Source organism: Shouchella oshimensis (assembly GCF_002019765.1).
Taxonomy (GTDB): Bacteria; Bacillota; Bacilli; order Bacillales; family Bacillaceae_D; genus Shouchella; species Shouchella oshimensis.
On record NZ_KV917380.1, the window covers coordinates 175,749 to 192,253 of the forward strand.

Genomic DNA, 16,505 nt, shown 5'->3' on the forward strand with positions numbered 1-16,505 from the left:
ATTAGCGGAAGGAGAATCCGAAGACTCCTGGGGGATCAGCACGTGTCTGAAGACTCGGAGTGGCGGTTTTCCACGGAGGAGGCTGAGGCCGCCGTGTCCCCGGAAAGCGAAGGATTCTCCTGTAGCGGTGCTACTCAGCATATTTTAGACTATTCGTCTTTTCAAATACTACTTTTCGTTATGTCCCAGCCACTTCTTTTTGTGTCCCTTTTAAAAGCGGAATAGGTTTAAAAAACGTTGCCAGATGCTGAGTTCCTCTTTCTCCTCCACTTCAGGAGATGGTTCGTCTTTTGTTAAAGGTTCAGTGTGAATGACAAATTGGACATTCTCGACTTTGTCGTTGTTGTTCTTGTGAACAAACGATCGAGGTTCAAAATCTGATTTATCGTATTGGGCGATCATATCATCAATTTCTTGCTGCATTTGTTCCGGTATTTCTGCAGTAGCATCATGCAGTTCATTCATTCCTGCCTGTAGGGACGCGCCGCCATCTACTAACTGTGATGATCCAGTAGCAGACTCTTGAATCCCTTGATGGATTTGGTTGTATTCATTTGCTACTTTAGATACGCCGCCAGTATAAGAAGCGAGACCTTCATGAAACTGGCTATATTGATTGGCGAGCTGGGAAATGCCGTTCGTCAATTCACCTAAGCCAGCATCTGCATCAAACGAGTCGGCGACTGCAGACAAGGATTGGGACATTGTATGTAACCCATCAGCCATGTCTGTGACGGAAGTACTCATTTCTTGTAACGCCGGTTGGACAGAGGTAAACGCTTCTTTGACTGCATCAAACGTACCTTTAATGGTTTGCGCAGCTGTGTAAGATTCAACTAAAACATCAAGGGTTTCACGATCTTCTGTCGTTTCATATAGCTTGTCGATTGCTTCTTCTGATAGTGTAGCTGCTGGAAGTTGATTCATGGCTTCTTCAAGTGCCTGATAGCCTTCTTGATGATGGGCACTGAGTGTATCTAGCCCTCCTGCCAGCTCGCGTAAGCCTGCAACAAGTTCATCTATGCCGCTTGTTAATTCTGTACCCATATCAAAGCTAAGGTCATCCTCTGCTCCGTTTAATGCGGTATTTACTTCATTTAAACCAGCTTGCAGCTGACTGGAAGCTGTAACGAGGTCACTCCCACTTGAAGACAGGTCGGTAAGACCAGTTTGAAACTGTGAAGAACCTTTCCCCAGCTCCGTTAAACCGGAGGATAATTCTTGAATGCCGTTTTTAAGGCCACCGACACCGTTAGCAAGCTCGCCAATCGCTCCAGTTAAGGAATCAAATTCACCTGTTAATTCTTCCGTATCCGGTATATCAATTGCAAATGAAGAAGGTAATGCTGAAATCTCAATACTTTCAAGTTCAATAGCAGATGCTTCAGCAGAAAGACGGAGTTCGGCTCCTTCTTCTGGCATGACGGTGAAAGCAAGCTGCTTATTCTTACCTGCATTGGCAATAGTCGCGTCTGGTGCATCAATCGCTGTAAAAAGATCGCCATTGAGAGGAACCGATACCTGTAGGAGGTAATGGTCAAAAAATGCTTCATCCATCGTATCGTTTTGCGTAATGTCTATTTCAAGCTCAAATGTTCCGCTTTCCCCAACGATCTCCTCAGCGTCTAGTTGGTCGCCATCCAATAGATAGCGAATCTCTATATCCCAAGGTAGCTGGGGATCCTTTTGAATATTGCCTTGGTAGTGAAAGGTCCCGACAGGCGCGTTTAATGTAATTTCTTCATCCTTTTGTTCAATTGCTGACAAATCCGTTAAATTCGTAATGGTATCGTACGAGCCATAATCAGAAACAAGACCTTCTTCAGTAACTGTTAGCGCATTTACGATGTAGAGTTCCTGGATCCCACCATTAGCAAATAGATTGGCATAGACAACTTCATCTTTGCTTTCAATCGTTCCTGTATCTACTTCAGTATTTGCTGAAACGTAAGAATAGGGTGTAAACACAAGAACACATACAGCAGTGGCAATCGTCCATCTTTTTCTCATCGTTCCGTCTCCTCCTCTTGTTCATAAAAGTTTGATCGATACGTCGTTTTTTTCACGAGTTTATCACCAACAAGCAATAGTGCCGGTAACAGGACAACAACAAGGATAAAGGCTAAAATGGCACCTCGACCTAACAATAATCCAATAGAAGAAACCGTTGGATTCGTAGATGTAATCCATAGAATAAGACCAACACTTGAAAGAATCGCCGCTGAGATAATGATAGAAAATAGTTTCTCATCAAGGGCTTTTTTCATTGCAGGGTATGCTGGCATTTTTTGACGATGGTGTTTGTACGTTTCCATAAGAAGAATACCGTAATCAATGGTTGCAGCTAATTGCACCGTACTAACAACTAAATAGCCTACAAATACGAGCGAATCGTTTGTCATATAAGGGATGGCTAAATTAATCCAAACAGCTGATTGAATTGTAACAAGCAGAATAATTGGAATGGAGATGGACCGAAATGTAATCATTAATACAAGGGCAATTGTTACTACCGTAATGGTATTAACGACTTGGTTATCAACGGTGACAGTCTCTTTCATATCATAAAGCGTCACACTTTCCCCAAGTGTATAAGCTGTATCTCCATAATACGTTTCACTTAATGTACGCACATCTTCAACCAAACCGAACGGAATATCGCCTTCAACGCCTGCATCTGTAAAAACCATTATGCGACTGAATTGTTCTGATTGGAATTCACTAATAATGGATTCATCAAGAAATTCAGCAGGGATCCCTGTACCGACAACGTTCGTATAAGACATAACAGAATCAACATAAGCAAGCTCTTCAAGCTGACTTACCAATTCTGCTTCTTTTGCAATATCATCATTAGGCACAAGAACAACAAGTGGTGTTGATTCACCAAATGTCTCTTCAATCAGTGCTGCATCTGCACCTGCACGAGTTGTGTCAGGTAAATCACCTAGCCCATAAATAAAGGAGGTACTCCCTTGTGCAATGAAGCTTGGAACAATTAACAAAAACACAAGGATAAGCGCTGGATAACGTAATTTCAGTAATTTCGCTCCAACCCCTTTAAAACTAGGCACAAGAGATTTGTGACGTGTCTTTTCAATCCACTTGTATAAAAACAACGTAAGAGCAGGTAGGAAGACAACTACAGAGATGAAGCTAAAGACAATTCCTTTAACTAAGTTTAAGCCCAAGTCTGCACCAATCTCAAAGTTCATGAACATTAGAGCCATAAAGCCAAAGAACGTCGTAACCGCACTTACGAAAATAACAGGAAATGAATTTCTCATAGCAGCGGCCATTGCTTGTTCAGGCTTCTTCCCTTTGGCTAATTCATCATTAAAGCTATGTAGCAAAAAGATGGCATAATCAAGAGAAACGGCAAGCTGCAAAATCGGTGCAACAGATTGTGTAACAAACGACACTTCACCAAGAAAGATGTTAGAACCTAGGTTAATTAAAACAGAAACTCCGATGGCAGTAAGAAAAAAGAGGGGTTCTGCCCAAGAATTAGTCGACAGAACTAAAATAATGATAATAACCGGGACAAGTAATGCAGCTGCATAGATGGTTTCTGATACCGCCATGTTTTGAGACGTGGCATTATTGACAGCCTCACCAGCAATCGCGTTATCCTCACCAATAAGTTCGTAGATAGCATCTGTTGCTTCTACTTCTTCTCCGGTTGTAATGGTTAAAGAAAACAAGGCATTTCCGTCTTTGTAATACGATTCAAGCATGGCATTGTCAACCATCTCAAGTGGAATTTGTAAATCAACAAGGTCATCAAGCCAAAGAACTTCCTCGACTCCGTTCATGTTCTCTAATTCATGTTTATAGGACAGTGCTTCCTGTATACTGACGTCTTTTACTAGTACATTTGTGTTAGGAATTGATGCTGTAAATTCATTTTCCATTACCTCTAGCGCATTTGTAGAGGGAGCATCATCAGGTAAATAATCAACCATGTTGTAGTTAGTCGAAACAAAAAATTGCCCAATGACTGCTAACAATGTTAACGCAGCAAAAACCATCACAACAGATTTCTTATGTTTTATAATTCTTTCAACAAGCAATCCATTTCCCCACCCTATATTGACAATATCGTAAATTCTTTTAACATTATATCTACACGGTGTTGTCTATACAACAAACAGTTGGATAAAATGTGTTAGGAGAGCAACAGATAAACACATAATGTCGGATAAATTGGTGAAAAGGTTGTGAACACGTTGTCAGAAAAAATTGATCGTAGAAAACAGTTTACGAGAATGGTATTAAAAGAGGCTTTAATGAAGCTGCTTAAGGAAAAGCCTATATCATCTGTAACCGTAAAAGAATTATGTGAAATGGCTAATATTAACCGTTCAACATTTTATAGCCACTATATTGACGCCCATGATCTACTCGATAAAATTGGAAAAGAGCTTTTTGATGATATGTATGCCACGCTCAATCAATATAACTTTAAAAAACAGGATGAAGTCTTGCAAATGTCGACCAAAATATTAGAATATGTTGCAGAACGGAGTGAGCAATGCCAAATTCTTTTAAGTGATAATGGCGATACCTCCTTTAAAAAACGAGTGATAGGAATTATTCAAGAGTTTATTATGAAAAAATGGATGGAAGAACATCAATTAGGTGATGATCTATCCGAATACATACCGCTTTTGGTTGTAAGCGGAGGAGTCGATACAATTGAAAGTTGGCTTGTGAATGGGAAGAAAGAATCGCCTCAAGAGATGGCGCGGCTAATTCATCAATTTATTAACTTTGGTTTGTCAGGGTTTCGAAAAAAATAAGTACGATAAGCCAGGTCATTGTATCTGGCTCTTTAGGGTTGTCAAAAAAGAAAAACACTGCTATAATTCGTAATCATTACGATTTATAAAGGAGAGGTGTAAAAGAAATGGCTAAGAAATCAAAAGTTGCAAAGGAAATGAAACGTCAAGCACTTGTTGAACAATATGCTCAGAAACGGAAAGAATTAAAGGAAAAAGGAGACTATATTGCGCTAGCAAAATTACCAAGAGATTCTTCTCCCGCACGGTTAACGAGACGTTGTCGCGTGACTGGAAGACCAAGAGGTGTACTCCGGGATTTTGAATTATCACGAATTGCTTTCCGAGAACTAGCGCATAAAGGTCAAATTCCTGGTGTGAAAAAAGCAAGTTGGTAAATTTTTTTGTAATGTAAATCGTAATCATTCCTAACTATAAATCGAAACACTCGCTAGCCCAATTATACTTTGTGAAAAAACGTTCAAATAAGATGTTTAGCTCAATTGATGACGGGTACTCAGTATGTAAATCACTAAGGAGGCGATCGTTATGGGTAAGCGAGGAGATGAACGTTCAAAAGAAGAGAATAAAGAATACGGTAGACAAGGTAAATACGCAAAAGGTAACAAAAAAGGATCAACAAAAGAATAAGTAAAAGGAGGGAAGCCGACGTAGAGTTGGCTTCCTTTTATATTCGGTCTTCTGATTAAGAAAGTAATGATTGTAAATGTAAAAGAACATCTGAAAATCGCTTTCCTTGTTCCTGCACATTTTCTCGAAATGGTCGAAAAGGGTCTCCCTCCAGTTTTAATCGGTTTACAACATGAGTCAGTGTAAAAAGGGAGGGGCTTAATTGATTGGTCACCTCTTCCCAATAAAGAGGAGTGGCAACTAGACCACCACTATGTCCACGGGGTGAATAAGGCGCAATAAGAGTTTTCCCCTCGTCATGCTGCAAATAATCAACGTATAATCGATTTGCGCGATTTTTCTTCAATCGTTCAAGTGTAAAATGTTCTGGATGCTGTTCTACCACATACCTACTAATAAACTGACAGAAAACCCTTGTCTCTTGATAAGTAAAGGTTTCTTCTGGTAAAGGCAGGTATAGCTGTAAGCCTTTATTTCCCGACGTTTTGATGTAAACCATTAAGCCAAAGGAAGTAATCACTTCCTTTAGAGCAAGAGCTGCTCTTACAGCAAGAGAAAATTGTTCCACACTAGGCGGATCTAAGTCGAACACAATTTCTGAGGGGCATGATTGATCTTTTTTCTGAAAAGGAAGATGATACTCTAGTGCGAGCTGATTTCCTAACCATAGTAGCGATTCAAGTGAATGACAAACAATATAGTTTATGCCGTCACGCTTATGTGTATGGATAAATTCGGGTGCATAATCTGGGCAATTTTTTTGATAAAAGGCTTCGCTTTCGGCACCGTGAGGATAACGAATGGTTGTTAGCAGCCGATTTGTTAAAAAAGGGAGCATAGTTGATGCAACCTCATGTAAGTACTGCAAATAATCCATTTTCGTATACTGTATAGCTGGCCAAATAGGTTTATCATCACTTGTAACTACCACGTTAGCAGGCAAGGGCTGTAGCTGAGAAAGAAGGTTTTGCCACGTGCAATCCTCTACCCTTTCTTCTAATAAAAACGAGTGAAAAAACGGCTCTCTAAGTTGATCGCCATCAAAACTAATGCAGCCAACTTCCACGCAAATAGAAGGAGGTAAAGACCACCGTTCTTGACCGACACGTTCCCCGTTCTTCTCAAAAAGAGAGGCTAATGCTTTTCGATTATCAGCATGTAATCCATGTGAAAACTGAACAATAGGAACTAATGTATCTTGTTGATACACCGCGCCCTGAAAATAACTATTTTGTTTATCGTACTTGGTTAAAATGACATGAACATAGCGATAATTCTTTATCTTAACCCACTGGGAGGATCGTTTAGAAGTATAGGTGCTTGAATTTTTTTTCGCTACAATGCCTTCTCCGTTGTATTTCTTCACAATGGTCTCTATCTCTTTAAGGTTTTTATAGGTTTGAATAATGGCTAACGTTGGTGTTTGATTTTCAAGTAAATTCAACTTTCGTCTACGTTCCTTTAACGGAAGGTCTGTTAGAGAAATGCCTTTTTCCATTAATAGATCAAAAACCATAAGAGAAACAGGCAAGCGTTGGGAATAGTTCGTAATTTGTGTGTTGCTGCGAAGTTTTGCGCGACGGTGCACAATAGAGAAAGTACTTTGGTAAGGGTTCGCTAATGATACAAGCTCTGCATCTATAATAAGTGGGAGATGCTTTTTTATTTTCTCTTCGATCTGTAGACAGGCTTGAATTATTTCAGGAAATGCCTTTGATAATTCTTTTTCATTTCGACTGAATAGTGCTGGTCCGTCCTTGTCCCAGTGGAGCAAGCAGCGAAATCCATCGTATTTTACCTCATATGACCATTGGTCTCCTTTTGGAACAGTAGCTGCAGCTGTAGCTAACATTGGCTTCATTCAACTCACCTCATAAGATTAGTTTTTCCAACGGCACATAAATTATCAGTCTTTCCACCATATTAAGGGTAAAAAGGATGTGACTATATGCATACAGTTTGGAAAGGGAGCATTAGTTTTGGCCTCGTTACGATTCCTATTAAGCTCCATACCGCGACGGAAAACAAAGACATTAAATTAAGACAACTTCATAAAAAATGTCATACCCCGATAAACTATAAAAAAGTTTGTCCCGATTGCGATGAAGAAGTGAAGAACGAAGATATTGTGAAGGCATACGAGTATGCAAAAAATAAATTCGTTGTGCTCGATGCAGAGGATTTAGAACAGCTCAAGAAAGAACAAGAGGATAAAGCGGTAGAAATTATTGATTTCGTTAAATTAGAAGAGATTGATCCGATTTATTTTGAAAAAAGCTATTTCTTAGCACCTGATTCTGGTGGAAATAAAGCTTATGGGTTATTACGTGAAGGGCTTGTTCAGTCGGGAAAGATTGGAGTTGCCAAAATAATCATTCGTTCTAAAGAACAGCTCGCTATTGTTCGCGTATATGAAAATGGGTTAATGATGGAAACGATTCATTTTCCTGACGAAGTAAGGAAAATGGAAGATGTTCCAAATGTACCTCAAGAGCAAAAGATCGTAAAAAAAGAATTGGATGCAGCCTTAATGCTCATTGATCAACTTACGGTATCGTTTGATCCTGATAACTATCAAGATGAGTATCGGCACGCGCTTATGAATTTAATTGAAAAGAAAAAGGCTGGTGAGGAAGTTGTCACCTCAACAGAAAAAGCGAAGGAAGCTTCAAATGTAACGGATATTATGTCTGCTCTTCAAGCATCCATTGATAAAACAAAAAAGAAGAAAGCCCCTGCAAAGAAAAAAACAGCAAAAACAAAAAAGAATGCATAGGCTTAGCTGTACTGTAACGATAGAAATTCGCTTAAAGTCAAAGCGAGTTTCTTATTGTTTTCTTCATTGAATGGAAAGTAAAACCGTACCCTCGATTCCCTATAATCCCCATTTCCTTAGAAGTGTCTGCTCCTTTATACTAAGGATACTAGCAAGAACAAAGGGGTACGTTTTTCGTGGAACAATCAGAAGTCATCCAGCAATTAATAGAGCAAAAATACAGGTTTAGTGAAAGTGCTTGCCAGTATATCGAATGGAATGAAAAGAAGGGATTCCGTTCAAAAGCATTTGAATGGTTTTATGGAAATATGATGTTACTTTCAGCGGTAAATGATAAAGCAATGACAATTCTTCTAGAAGAGAAAATGTCGAGGGTAACGTATTTAGAGATTCTTACTTTTTTTAAAGACGAAGATGAAAAAGCCAACTTTCAAACGTATACAAAGGTTGTCCCTCTCTATAGAGATTGATGATTTATACAAGTTGATGACACGTAAGGGGATTAATCTACGAGGGTAAAAAACGTTAGATTCTTTACGTTTATTTAGAGATGAAACTAGTCTATACACAATTCCTACTGAGCCGGTAAAAAACAGGTGATGTTTATATGAAGAGCTGATTAAGAAAAGACAAGAAAAAATGATTGATAAACTGCTGAGTGCAGTTATTTATAAATATAAAGATACCCATTTGTACGAATTAGCTTACGCAGAAGTTGAGGGTGCCTATCCTCGCATTGTGGTGGAGAAGGAAAATAATACATTAGACCCTAAAAAATTCAAATTGTTACTGCAATGATTTCGCAGACAGGTGATCTCAAAGTCTGCTCGTTGAGACCGGTGCTTGGATTAGAGTATGAATTTTTGAGGCTAATATTAGGTCGACATAGCGGAAAGCGTTTAAGTTTTTTTGTATATGAGTTTCGAATTTATAAATTTTTTATTGGATTAAGTAATTTCATTGTGAGTAAAAAACTTTAAGTATACATTTGTAATATTTTACTATATAGTACAATGAAATCTAATGAAAATGGGGTTTTATATATTGAAAATTAGGTTATCTTTTTTGGTCATTTTACCATTAGTTACTGCATTGACTTTACCAACTTCAATGGCTTCAGAGAATGATCCGACCGAAATATCCCCATTAGCATGTCCAGAAGTAAATACTTATACAACAAGTTATAAATCAAAAACAACGTCTAAAAAGACTGAATTCACACACATTTCTTCGAATAATAGCAATTCAACTGATTCTGTAACAAGAAGTGTTCAAATTTCACATTCTGCAACAGTTAATGTTGGTGGTGAAGTATCTTTTAAAGTTCTCCAAAATGGAGCGAAAATTAATGCAAATGTAGGGTATGGTTATAATAGTTCAAAGACATTGTCAACTACGTGGTCTGTACCTAAGGGCACTTGGAAGCTTACTGCAGGTAGTAGTTGGGTTAAAGCTACAGGTACCCGTTATAGAACGGTACCGCCTTGCAATATCGCTGATTCAAAAACTGTAACTGCTAATTACACTTATGCTACCTGGAGTGATAAAGTTAAACAGTAAATTTAACTTGAATGAATTGAGGGTGTGCACATGCTTTTAAAGACAATTCCATTACTTGTTACTGTATTTCTGTTAATCAGTTGTCAAAATAATGAAGGTGTAGTCGAAGGAGATCACGATACAGATTCTGAGACTATAAAAACTATTTCTTTAGAAAATAAAATAGTGCCTCCAAAATTTAACATTACTTCATTTAACGTAGACTATGTTGATGAAGAAGTGGAACTATTTTTTAATATGGGCTACGAAATAGATACAGATCTATACGATCTATTGACTAATGGTTACCAAGAACTGTACTTTTCTTTAGAATACCCTAATGACTTGCATGAGCTATTGAATGGTTCAAAGAGTGAATTTGTTCCTGCAGAAACTCCCAAAAATTATAATACAAAATTCCAAACTCAATTTGTTGTAGAGAAGAAACTATCAAAAGAAGAAATAGATGCTATTTTTGTTAATATTTCCGAATTTAATCTACTTGTTGCGGATAAAGATAAAGATATTATTGCGCAATTTATTGATATAAATGGCTTTAATAACTTTGATCCTGAGGAATCAAACTCTACAGTTGTAGATGAAGAGACTAATGAGGATTAATTCTTTACTTTGCTAAATAAGTATACTGCACCTCATTCCTTCAATTAATAGGAGGTGAGGTGTTTTTTTAAAAGTAGATTAAATTATTGATAAATTTATACTGTTATTTTATATTTATATCTACATAGATTGAGGATAAGTGAAGGAGATGACATCACTTTATTTATCTATTAATCCTACTAATCGGGTAAAATTAATTTAATTTAAACGGAGATATGGTATGATGGAGATAGAATTGTTTAGAACAGGTGATGTTTGTATGGTTGAAGAAGATCTTATTAAGAAAAGACAAGAAAAAATGATTGATAAACTGCTCAAGGCAGGTATTTATAAATATAAAGATACCCATTTGTACGAATTAACGTATGCAGAAGTTGAGGATGCGTATCTTCGGTTTATGGTGGAAAAAGAAAAATAATTCCATTAGACCCTAAAAAAGAAGGTTAGTTTCTTCAAAAATCGGTTAACAATAATGGTACTAGCTTATATTTTTTAAGCAGGTTTTTAAAAATGTGAAACCGTAACCATAAAAGGAGAATGTGTATGAAAAAATGGATGGTATTAGCTGGATTAACGTTATTTTTAACGGCGTGTGGTGGAAATGGTGATGAAGCGGAGGCACCAGAAACGGACAATGGAACTGATGATGAAACGAGTGAAGTTGGAGAGTACGACGAGGCATTAGCTGAACAGACGTATCAACAAAGCTGTATTCAATGCCACGCTGGTTTAAGTGAAGGTGGAACGGGTCCTGCTCTTGCTAACAACAACTTATCTTCTAACGAGATTAGAGAGATCATTGTAAATGGGCGAGGAAGCATGCCGGCTCAATCCCAATTAGAGGAAGATGAAGTGGATAATTTGTCCATGTGGTTAGCTGATCAATAATTTTTATTAAAGAAACTACTCAACGAATGAGTAGTTTTTTTGTATTTAAAGCACATTTGACAAATTTCTAAAACATATAAAATGAGTAAGCTTTTGTTTCCCAATCTTCTTTGGTGAAAGAATAAGTGTTTTGTAACCATTTCTTGTAGCTTGTTGTCGTAGCGTAAGAGAGCGTAGCACATCCTGCTTGATCGTAAGCACTATTGTCACTATTTCTGATACATATTCTTTTTTTATTTCCCAATAGAAGGTCGACGTTTTTCGATGGATTCAGAAATGGTTTCTGCGTAGAGTAGGGGAAGTGATTAAGGGGACATGCTCATTTTATGCAGATGTGAAGGTAGATATGAAACAAAAAACAAATTGGAGGTAATTAGATGAAAAAAAGATGGTTCTGGTTCGTTTTAGCACTTATTGTACTCTTTCCGTTTCAATCAAGTTTCGCCAATCAAGCGGTTAAAGAAGTAGGGAAAGGAAGCTTTTCTTTACAGTATCCACCAATTGATTTTGATAACATCGGTGATCCAGGTTACGCGGATCAACAAAAGGAGCCTCCCGAAACAATCTATCGAACGGATCGTGTAGAAGGACCAATGCCGACTAACCGATGGTGGAGTTCACTTGCGGTTGATACGTATGCAAATAATCATTACCCCCATCCATTTAGTGTCAGACAAAACGAAAAGGGACTGAACGTCTTTTACGATGCTCCACATAATGTCGTTGTTCATGAGAACAGTGGTGCAGGAACATGGCATATCGTTGGAGCCATTTCCACTGATTTTACGATTGGCCACTCAAATGAAAGTAACTTTAATGATGCGAAAGTAGATGACTATGGTGATTGGCACGTTCGATCATTAGCAGAAAAAGATAATGCATCACTAGCCTTTACATACGGTGTAGGCATACCATATATCTACGCTGAATATACAGGCGGACATGCTGTCATTGATTTTCCACAAAATCCCCAAGTTTGGGCGCAGCAAGGACATATTATTGGCTTTTCAACCCATGATAATAAACATTATGCGGCCTTTGCACCAGAGGGATCGAACTGGGAAACGAACGGACAACAGTGGGAGAATCCGTCTGAATTTATTAGTGTAGCCAAACTGCCAAATACAGATGCAGAGACGTTGGCGCTTTTTGCCGAGCATGCCTATTCTGTTGTTCGTGAGACCCGAGCTGATTATGCTGTAAACCATGAGACGAATGAAGTGAAAACAACGTACTCTGCGAACACAGAAGCAGTAGCAGGAGGAGAGAACGGAACGCTGTTTGCCTTGTATCCACATCAATACCGACATTTATCTTCAGGAGATCTTGTAGACGGAATGAATTTGTTTACCATTCGAGGGGATATGAAGCTAATTGAAGGAAGTGAATTTGAAACAAGCCTTACGTATACGGGGGTGTTGCCAAGTTTACCGAATGCAGGTATTGATACAGACAGGTTAAGTGGCTACTTGCATGAAGCAAAAAATGATTATCCGACTGGTCAAGATACGTATGAACTAGGAAAATATTTAGGAAAGCTTTCAAATTTAGCGCCTCTTGCCGATCAGCTTGGTGAGCAGGAGTTAGGTGAGGAATTTAGAGAAGAATTACAGGGACATCTAGAAGATTGGCTACGATCAACAGATGAGAACAATGCGATAAAAGGAGAAAACCTTTTTTACTATAACGAAAACTGGGGAACCCTATTAGGTTATCATGCAGCGCATGGTTCAGCGGTAAGAATCAATGATCATCATTTTCACTACGGTTATTTTGTGAAAGCAGCAGCTGAAGTAGCTAGGGCAAACCCAGATTGGGCACATGATGACGAATGGGGAGGAATGGTTAACGAACTCATAAGAGATTTTGCAGCTGATCGTGAAGATCCGATGTATCCGTATTTACGTATGTTTGACCCTTATTCAGGACATTCGTGGGCAGATGGATTAGCGACGTTTGATTCTGGTAATAACCAAGAATCTTCCTCTGAAGCTATGCATGCTTGGACCAATCTTATTTTATGGGCAGAAGCAACAAACGATCAAGAATTGTTAGATCGAGCCATTTATTTGTATACAACTGAAATGAGCGCCATTAACGAATATTTCTTTGATGTGTATGATGAAATTCACCCTCCTGAATACGGACCAGAAATTGTCACTATTAATTGGGGCGGAAAAATGGATCACGCAACATGGTGGAATTCAGGAGCGGTAGAAAAGTATGCGATTAACTGGCTACCCATTCATGGAGGGGCTCTCTACCTTGGCCATCACCCTGAATACGTAGAGCGAGCTTATCAAGCGTTAAAGCAAACAAATGGGTCAGAGGATTGGAATTGGTGGTCAAATATGGTTTGGAGCTACCGTGCGTTAACCGATCCAAATGATGCCCAGAGACAAATGGAGCAAAGGATTGATGACTACACAGAGTTTGATCCAGGGGATGAAACGATTATTGAAAGAGGAAGTACAAAAGCACAGACCTATCAGTGGATTACAAGCTTAGCTTCTCTCGGACAAGTAAATCCAGAAATCACAGCAAACATTCCGACCTACGCTGTCTTTAATAAAGATGGTGAAAGTGTCTATGTTGCCTATAATTATGACGATGAAGCACGCACAGTCTTGTTCTCGGACGGACATGAAGCGACTGTAGATGGAAATAGTTATTATGTCAGTCAAGAAGGGAGTGGGTCACCACCAACAAATCCACCAGAGGAGCCGGAAGAGCCAGGAGATGACGGGAATGTCATCGAACGAGGAGATTTCACGGTTTCGATTGAACAAAGTCAATCAGACCGAGTGATTACGTTTACGCCGAATACCCCTGCCCGATATGTGGACCTTCATTATCGAATCAATAATGGGAATCAGGAAAATGTGCGCATGCAGCAAGATAATGGTAGGTGGTTTTTAATGATACCTGATGTGGAGAACAAATCCCTCTCTTTCCGTTTCACGTATGAAAAAGACGGGCCTCAATACGAATCCGAATGGTTTACGTATCCGTGATCGTAGAACATGAATGATTGTAAACCCCTTTCCGTAAATCATTAAGTCGATTTACGGAAAGGGGTTATTTTTTTATTTATCCAGTGTTTCACGTGCAACATAAAGTGTGGTAATTCAATTTATTTAGATAATTAATCAGCTTTATCTGTTATAGTAGAGACAAGAGTAAAATTGATTTGTGAAGGAGATTCTTATGAACCAACAGCAGATAGAAACCATTGACTCGTTTTTACGTCAAAGGAACGATATTGATGCTCTTAAACAACTACATCATTGGCTCAAAGACAATCCTCATGATGGTGACGTTCACTACTATCTCGCATCAACCTATGATTCAAAAGGGGAAGAGAAAAAAGCGTATCCTCATTATGAAAAAGCGATTGAACTTGGTTTAGATGAAGAAAAGGTAAAAGGTGCTTTTTTAGGACTTGGCAGTACGTATCGTACGTTGGGAATGTACAAAGAATCTAAAGCAACATTTGAATTGGGATTAGCTAGATTTCCAGAAAATAACGCCTTGAAAGTCTTCTATTCATTAACGCTTTATAACGTTCGAGAACATGAAAAAGCGATGGAAGTGTTACTAACGTGTTTAATTGAAACAACACATGATCAAAACATTCTTCAGTATCGCAATGCCCTAGCTTTTTATTCAAAACAGTTAAATCGAATTTGGGTATAAAAAATATGGTTTTTTGATTTCATCAAATGTGGATAGGAAAGCCTCTGACGGGATTCGAACCCGCACTCCTTTCGTAAGCGTAGGCTAGGGGAGAACACGCTTCCCTACGGAATTTCACCGACAGGAATTCCACCTGTCTCAGCTAATTTGCTTTTCGGTGCTTCTGAAACCCTTGCCTTGCGACCCGGTTTATACAATTTGTTTTCCGGCGCTCTTCCCTTCTAGAGCTACAGAGGCGTCATACAGATAAGTATAAGGGACAATAGGAATGAAGAAAATAGAAAAACACGCTGTTTACCAAACAAGCTCAGTTTGTTTTTCTAAAGTAATAGGGTTAAACTAGACCCTATTTCTAAGTAGTACTAAGGAGTAGACTAGTAGCTAGTAAAGTTACCTTTCTGATCGCTTTTATGTTTATATAAGTTATGCGCATGAATCATTACGTTTTTAGCAAATGGTGATGTTCTCTTATTTGAGGGCTTTTTTTATGCTTTACTAAAAATAGTATTGACAATGAAAATCATTATCAATACTATAACAGTAGTAGATCTATGAAGGAGTTAAACGAATGAATCGATCATTGCTTTTTACTGCATTAGGAATGGCCTTTTTAGTGGCTTGTTCGGATGGTTCCGATAATTCAACCGACGGAGAGTCACAAGAACAACAGCAACCTAGAACGGTCACCGATAAAGTTGGAAATGACGTGACCATCCCAGCTAATCCGGAAAGAATAATAGGTTCGTATGTAGAAGATCCTCTTGTCACACTCGGCGTAACACCAGTGCGTCAATGGTCAGTTGCCAGTAGAGCCAGTACGCAAGTTTATTTAGAAGAGCATTTAGAAGGCGTTGAACCGATTGATTCGACGCTACCGTTAGAAGCTGTTATGGAGGCAGATCCTGATTTAATTTTTGCTTGGGGAGAAGACTCAGCAGCAGGAGGGAGCTATGATCAATATAATAAGATAGCACCGACCTACGTTATTGATAATGAAACAAAAGATGATTGGCGAGCGACTTTGACTCTTTTAGGAAATGTATTACAAAAAGAGAGTGAAGCAAAGGCTGCAGTGGATGAATATGATGCCCGTGTAGAGGATGTAAAGGCACAGTTACAAGCAGAAATCGGGGATAGCAAAGTTGCAGCTTTATGGGTAATTGGTGGTAACTATTATGTTGTAGCACCTGATGTTGCGAGTGGAGCTGTACTTTTTGAAGATTTAGAGCTCACGCCTGCAAACATAATTGCAGAATTACCAGAAGATGCGGGAGCTCACTGGAATCCTGTTTCCTTGGAAGCGGTAGCTGAGCTTGATGCGGACTACTTATTCTTAATTGATAGCGATCCGGAAACAATTGAGAAGTTAGAGTCAGAAGCTGTGTGGATGAATATTCCAGCAGTAGCCCAAGGGAATATCTACAACCGCTCTGGAACTAGTAGCTGGTTATACAATGGGTTTCAAGCAAACATGCAAACGATTGATTCTGTTTATGAGGCCATTATTGAAGGAGAATAAAGAAGGGAGAGTAGGTGGATTACCTACTCTTTTA

General features: G+C 38.7%; 15 protein-coding genes. 12 read left to right on the plus strand and 3 right to left on the minus strand.

Annotated elements, in window-relative coordinates; translation table 11 throughout:
- Positions 1 to 210: 210 nt before the first annotated feature.
- Positions 211 to 2,010, minus strand: a complete 1,800-nt coding sequence (locus BK583_RS00845) for a hypothetical protein (RefSeq protein WP_055736098.1) — start codon at positions 2,008 to 2,010, stop codon at positions 211 to 213.
- Positions 2,007 to 4,031 carry an efflux RND transporter permease subunit gene (locus tag BK583_RS00850; protein ID WP_055736371.1) on the minus strand — a complete coding sequence of 675 codons (2,025 nt, stop codon included), beginning with the start codon at positions 4,029 to 4,031 and terminating at the stop codon, positions 2,007 to 2,009. Before BK583_RS00850 ends, BK583_RS00845 begins: the two co-directional genes overlap by 4 nt.
- A gap of 189 nt (positions 4,032 to 4,220) precedes the next feature.
- Here BK583_RS00850 and BK583_RS00855 point away from each other — a divergent pair, with 189 nt between their 5' ends.
- On the plus strand, positions 4,221 to 4,802 hold the full coding sequence (locus tag BK583_RS00855; protein ID WP_307188674.1) for a TetR/AcrR family transcriptional regulator: 582 nt from the start codon (positions 4,221 to 4,223) through the stop codon (positions 4,800 to 4,802).
- Between the two features lie 107 nt (positions 4,803 to 4,909).
- Positions 4,910 to 5,179 carry a 30S ribosomal protein S14 gene (gene rpsN, locus BK583_RS00860; protein WP_035393467.1) on the plus strand — a complete coding sequence of 90 codons (270 nt, stop codon included), beginning with the start codon at positions 4,910 to 4,912 and terminating at the stop codon, positions 5,177 to 5,179.
- A 308-nt stretch (positions 5,180 to 5,487) separates the two neighbouring features.
- Here rpsN and BK583_RS00865 read toward each other — a convergent pair whose 3' ends face one another.
- Complete coding sequence (locus tag BK583_RS00865; RefSeq protein ID WP_055736100.1) at positions 5,488 to 7,293, minus strand: DNA ligase D; 1,806 nt, start codon at positions 7,291 to 7,293, stop codon at positions 5,488 to 5,490.
- 87 nt (positions 7,294 to 7,380) lie between these two features.
- Here BK583_RS00865 and ku point away from each other — a divergent pair, with 87 nt between their 5' ends.
- From ku to BK583_RS00910, 10 genes are all read left to right on the plus strand, one after another.
- Positions 7,381 to 8,208 carry a non-homologous end joining protein Ku gene (gene ku, locus BK583_RS00870; RefSeq protein WP_055736101.1) on the plus strand — a complete coding sequence of 276 codons (828 nt, stop codon included), beginning with the start codon at positions 7,381 to 7,383 and terminating at the stop codon, positions 8,206 to 8,208.
- 176 nt (positions 8,209 to 8,384) lie between these two features.
- A complete protein-coding gene (locus BK583_RS00875) occupies positions 8,385 to 8,678 on the plus strand; it encodes a hypothetical protein (RefSeq protein WP_055736102.1) in 294 nt (97 codons plus the stop codon).
- A gap of 169 nt (positions 8,679 to 8,847) precedes the next feature.
- Positions 8,848 to 9,006: a hypothetical protein gene (locus BK583_RS20565; RefSeq protein ID WP_160319283.1), complete on the plus strand. Its 159-nt coding sequence runs from the start codon at positions 8,848 to 8,850 to the stop codon at positions 9,004 to 9,006.
- A gap of 246 nt (positions 9,007 to 9,252) precedes the next feature.
- Positions 9,253 to 9,768: a hypothetical protein gene (locus tag BK583_RS00880; protein WP_055736103.1), complete on the plus strand. Its 516-nt coding sequence runs from the start codon at positions 9,253 to 9,255 to the stop codon at positions 9,766 to 9,768.
- Positions 9,769 to 9,798: 30 nt separating this feature from the next.
- Positions 9,799 to 10,368 (plus strand): hypothetical protein, encoded by a 570-nt coding sequence (locus BK583_RS00885; RefSeq protein WP_055736104.1) that lies wholly within the window; start codon positions 9,799 to 9,801, stop codon positions 10,366 to 10,368.
- Between the two features lie 220 nt (positions 10,369 to 10,588).
- Positions 10,589 to 10,786, plus strand: coding sequence for a Fur-regulated basic protein FbpA (locus BK583_RS00890; protein ID WP_078439982.1), 198 nt, complete (start codon positions 10,589 to 10,591; stop codon positions 10,784 to 10,786).
- Between the two features lie 125 nt (positions 10,787 to 10,911).
- On the plus strand, positions 10,912 to 11,256 hold the full coding sequence (locus BK583_RS00895) for a c-type cytochrome (protein ID WP_055736106.1): 345 nt from the start codon (positions 10,912 to 10,914) through the stop codon (positions 11,254 to 11,256).
- Between the two features lie 377 nt (positions 11,257 to 11,633).
- Complete coding sequence (locus tag BK583_RS00900; RefSeq protein ID WP_055736107.1) at positions 11,634 to 14,270, plus strand: glycosyl hydrolase; 2,637 nt, start codon at positions 11,634 to 11,636, stop codon at positions 14,268 to 14,270.
- 193 nt (positions 14,271 to 14,463) lie between these two features.
- The gene (locus BK583_RS00905; protein WP_055736108.1) at positions 14,464 to 14,952 is read left to right on the plus strand and encodes a tetratricopeptide repeat protein; all 489 of its coding nucleotides are present in this window, start codon (positions 14,464 to 14,466) and stop codon (positions 14,950 to 14,952) included.
- A 568-nt stretch (positions 14,953 to 15,520) separates the two neighbouring features.
- Positions 15,521 to 16,471 (plus strand): ABC transporter substrate-binding protein, encoded by a 951-nt coding sequence (locus BK583_RS00910; RefSeq protein ID WP_055736109.1) that lies wholly within the window; start codon positions 15,521 to 15,523, stop codon positions 16,469 to 16,471.
- The last annotated feature ends 34 nt before the right edge of the window (positions 16,472 to 16,505 follow it).

What these genes read in the sequence shown, in the direction of transcription:
- BK583_RS00845 (WP_055736098.1), bottom strand. Translation starts at nt 2,010, where the DNA reads ATGAGAAAAAGATGGACGATTGCCACTGCTGTATGTGTTCTTGTGTTT.
- BK583_RS00850 (WP_055736371.1), bottom strand. Translation starts at nt 4,031, where the DNA reads ATGGTTTTTGCTGCGTTAACATTGTTAGCAGTCATTGGGCAATTTTTT.
- rpsN (WP_035393467.1), top strand. Translation starts at nt 4,910, where the DNA reads ATGGCTAAGAAATCAAAAGTTGCAAAGGAAATGAAACGTCAAGCACTT.
- BK583_RS00865 (WP_055736100.1), bottom strand. Translation starts at nt 7,293, where the DNA reads ATGAAGCCAATGTTAGCTACAGCTGCAGCTACTGTTCCAAAAGGAGAC.
- ku (WP_055736101.1), top strand. Translation starts at nt 7,381, where the DNA reads ATGCATACAGTTTGGAAAGGGAGCATTAGTTTTGGCCTCGTTACGATT.
- BK583_RS20565 (WP_160319283.1), top strand. Translation starts at nt 8,848, where the DNA reads ATGATTGATAAACTGCTGAGTGCAGTTATTTATAAATATAAAGATACC.
- BK583_RS00885 (WP_055736104.1), top strand. Translation starts at nt 9,799, where the DNA reads ATGCTTTTAAAGACAATTCCATTACTTGTTACTGTATTTCTGTTAATC.
- BK583_RS00890 (WP_078439982.1), top strand. Translation starts at nt 10,589, where the DNA reads ATGATGGAGATAGAATTGTTTAGAACAGGTGATGTTTGTATGGTTGAA.
- BK583_RS00895 (WP_055736106.1), top strand. Translation starts at nt 10,912, where the DNA reads ATGAAAAAATGGATGGTATTAGCTGGATTAACGTTATTTTTAACGGCG.
- BK583_RS00900 (WP_055736107.1), top strand. Translation starts at nt 11,634, where the DNA reads ATGAAAAAAAGATGGTTCTGGTTCGTTTTAGCACTTATTGTACTCTTT.
- BK583_RS00905 (WP_055736108.1), top strand. Translation starts at nt 14,464, where the DNA reads ATGAACCAACAGCAGATAGAAACCATTGACTCGTTTTTACGTCAAAGG.
- BK583_RS00910 (WP_055736109.1), top strand. Translation starts at nt 15,521, where the DNA reads ATGAATCGATCATTGCTTTTTACTGCATTAGGAATGGCCTTTTTAGTG.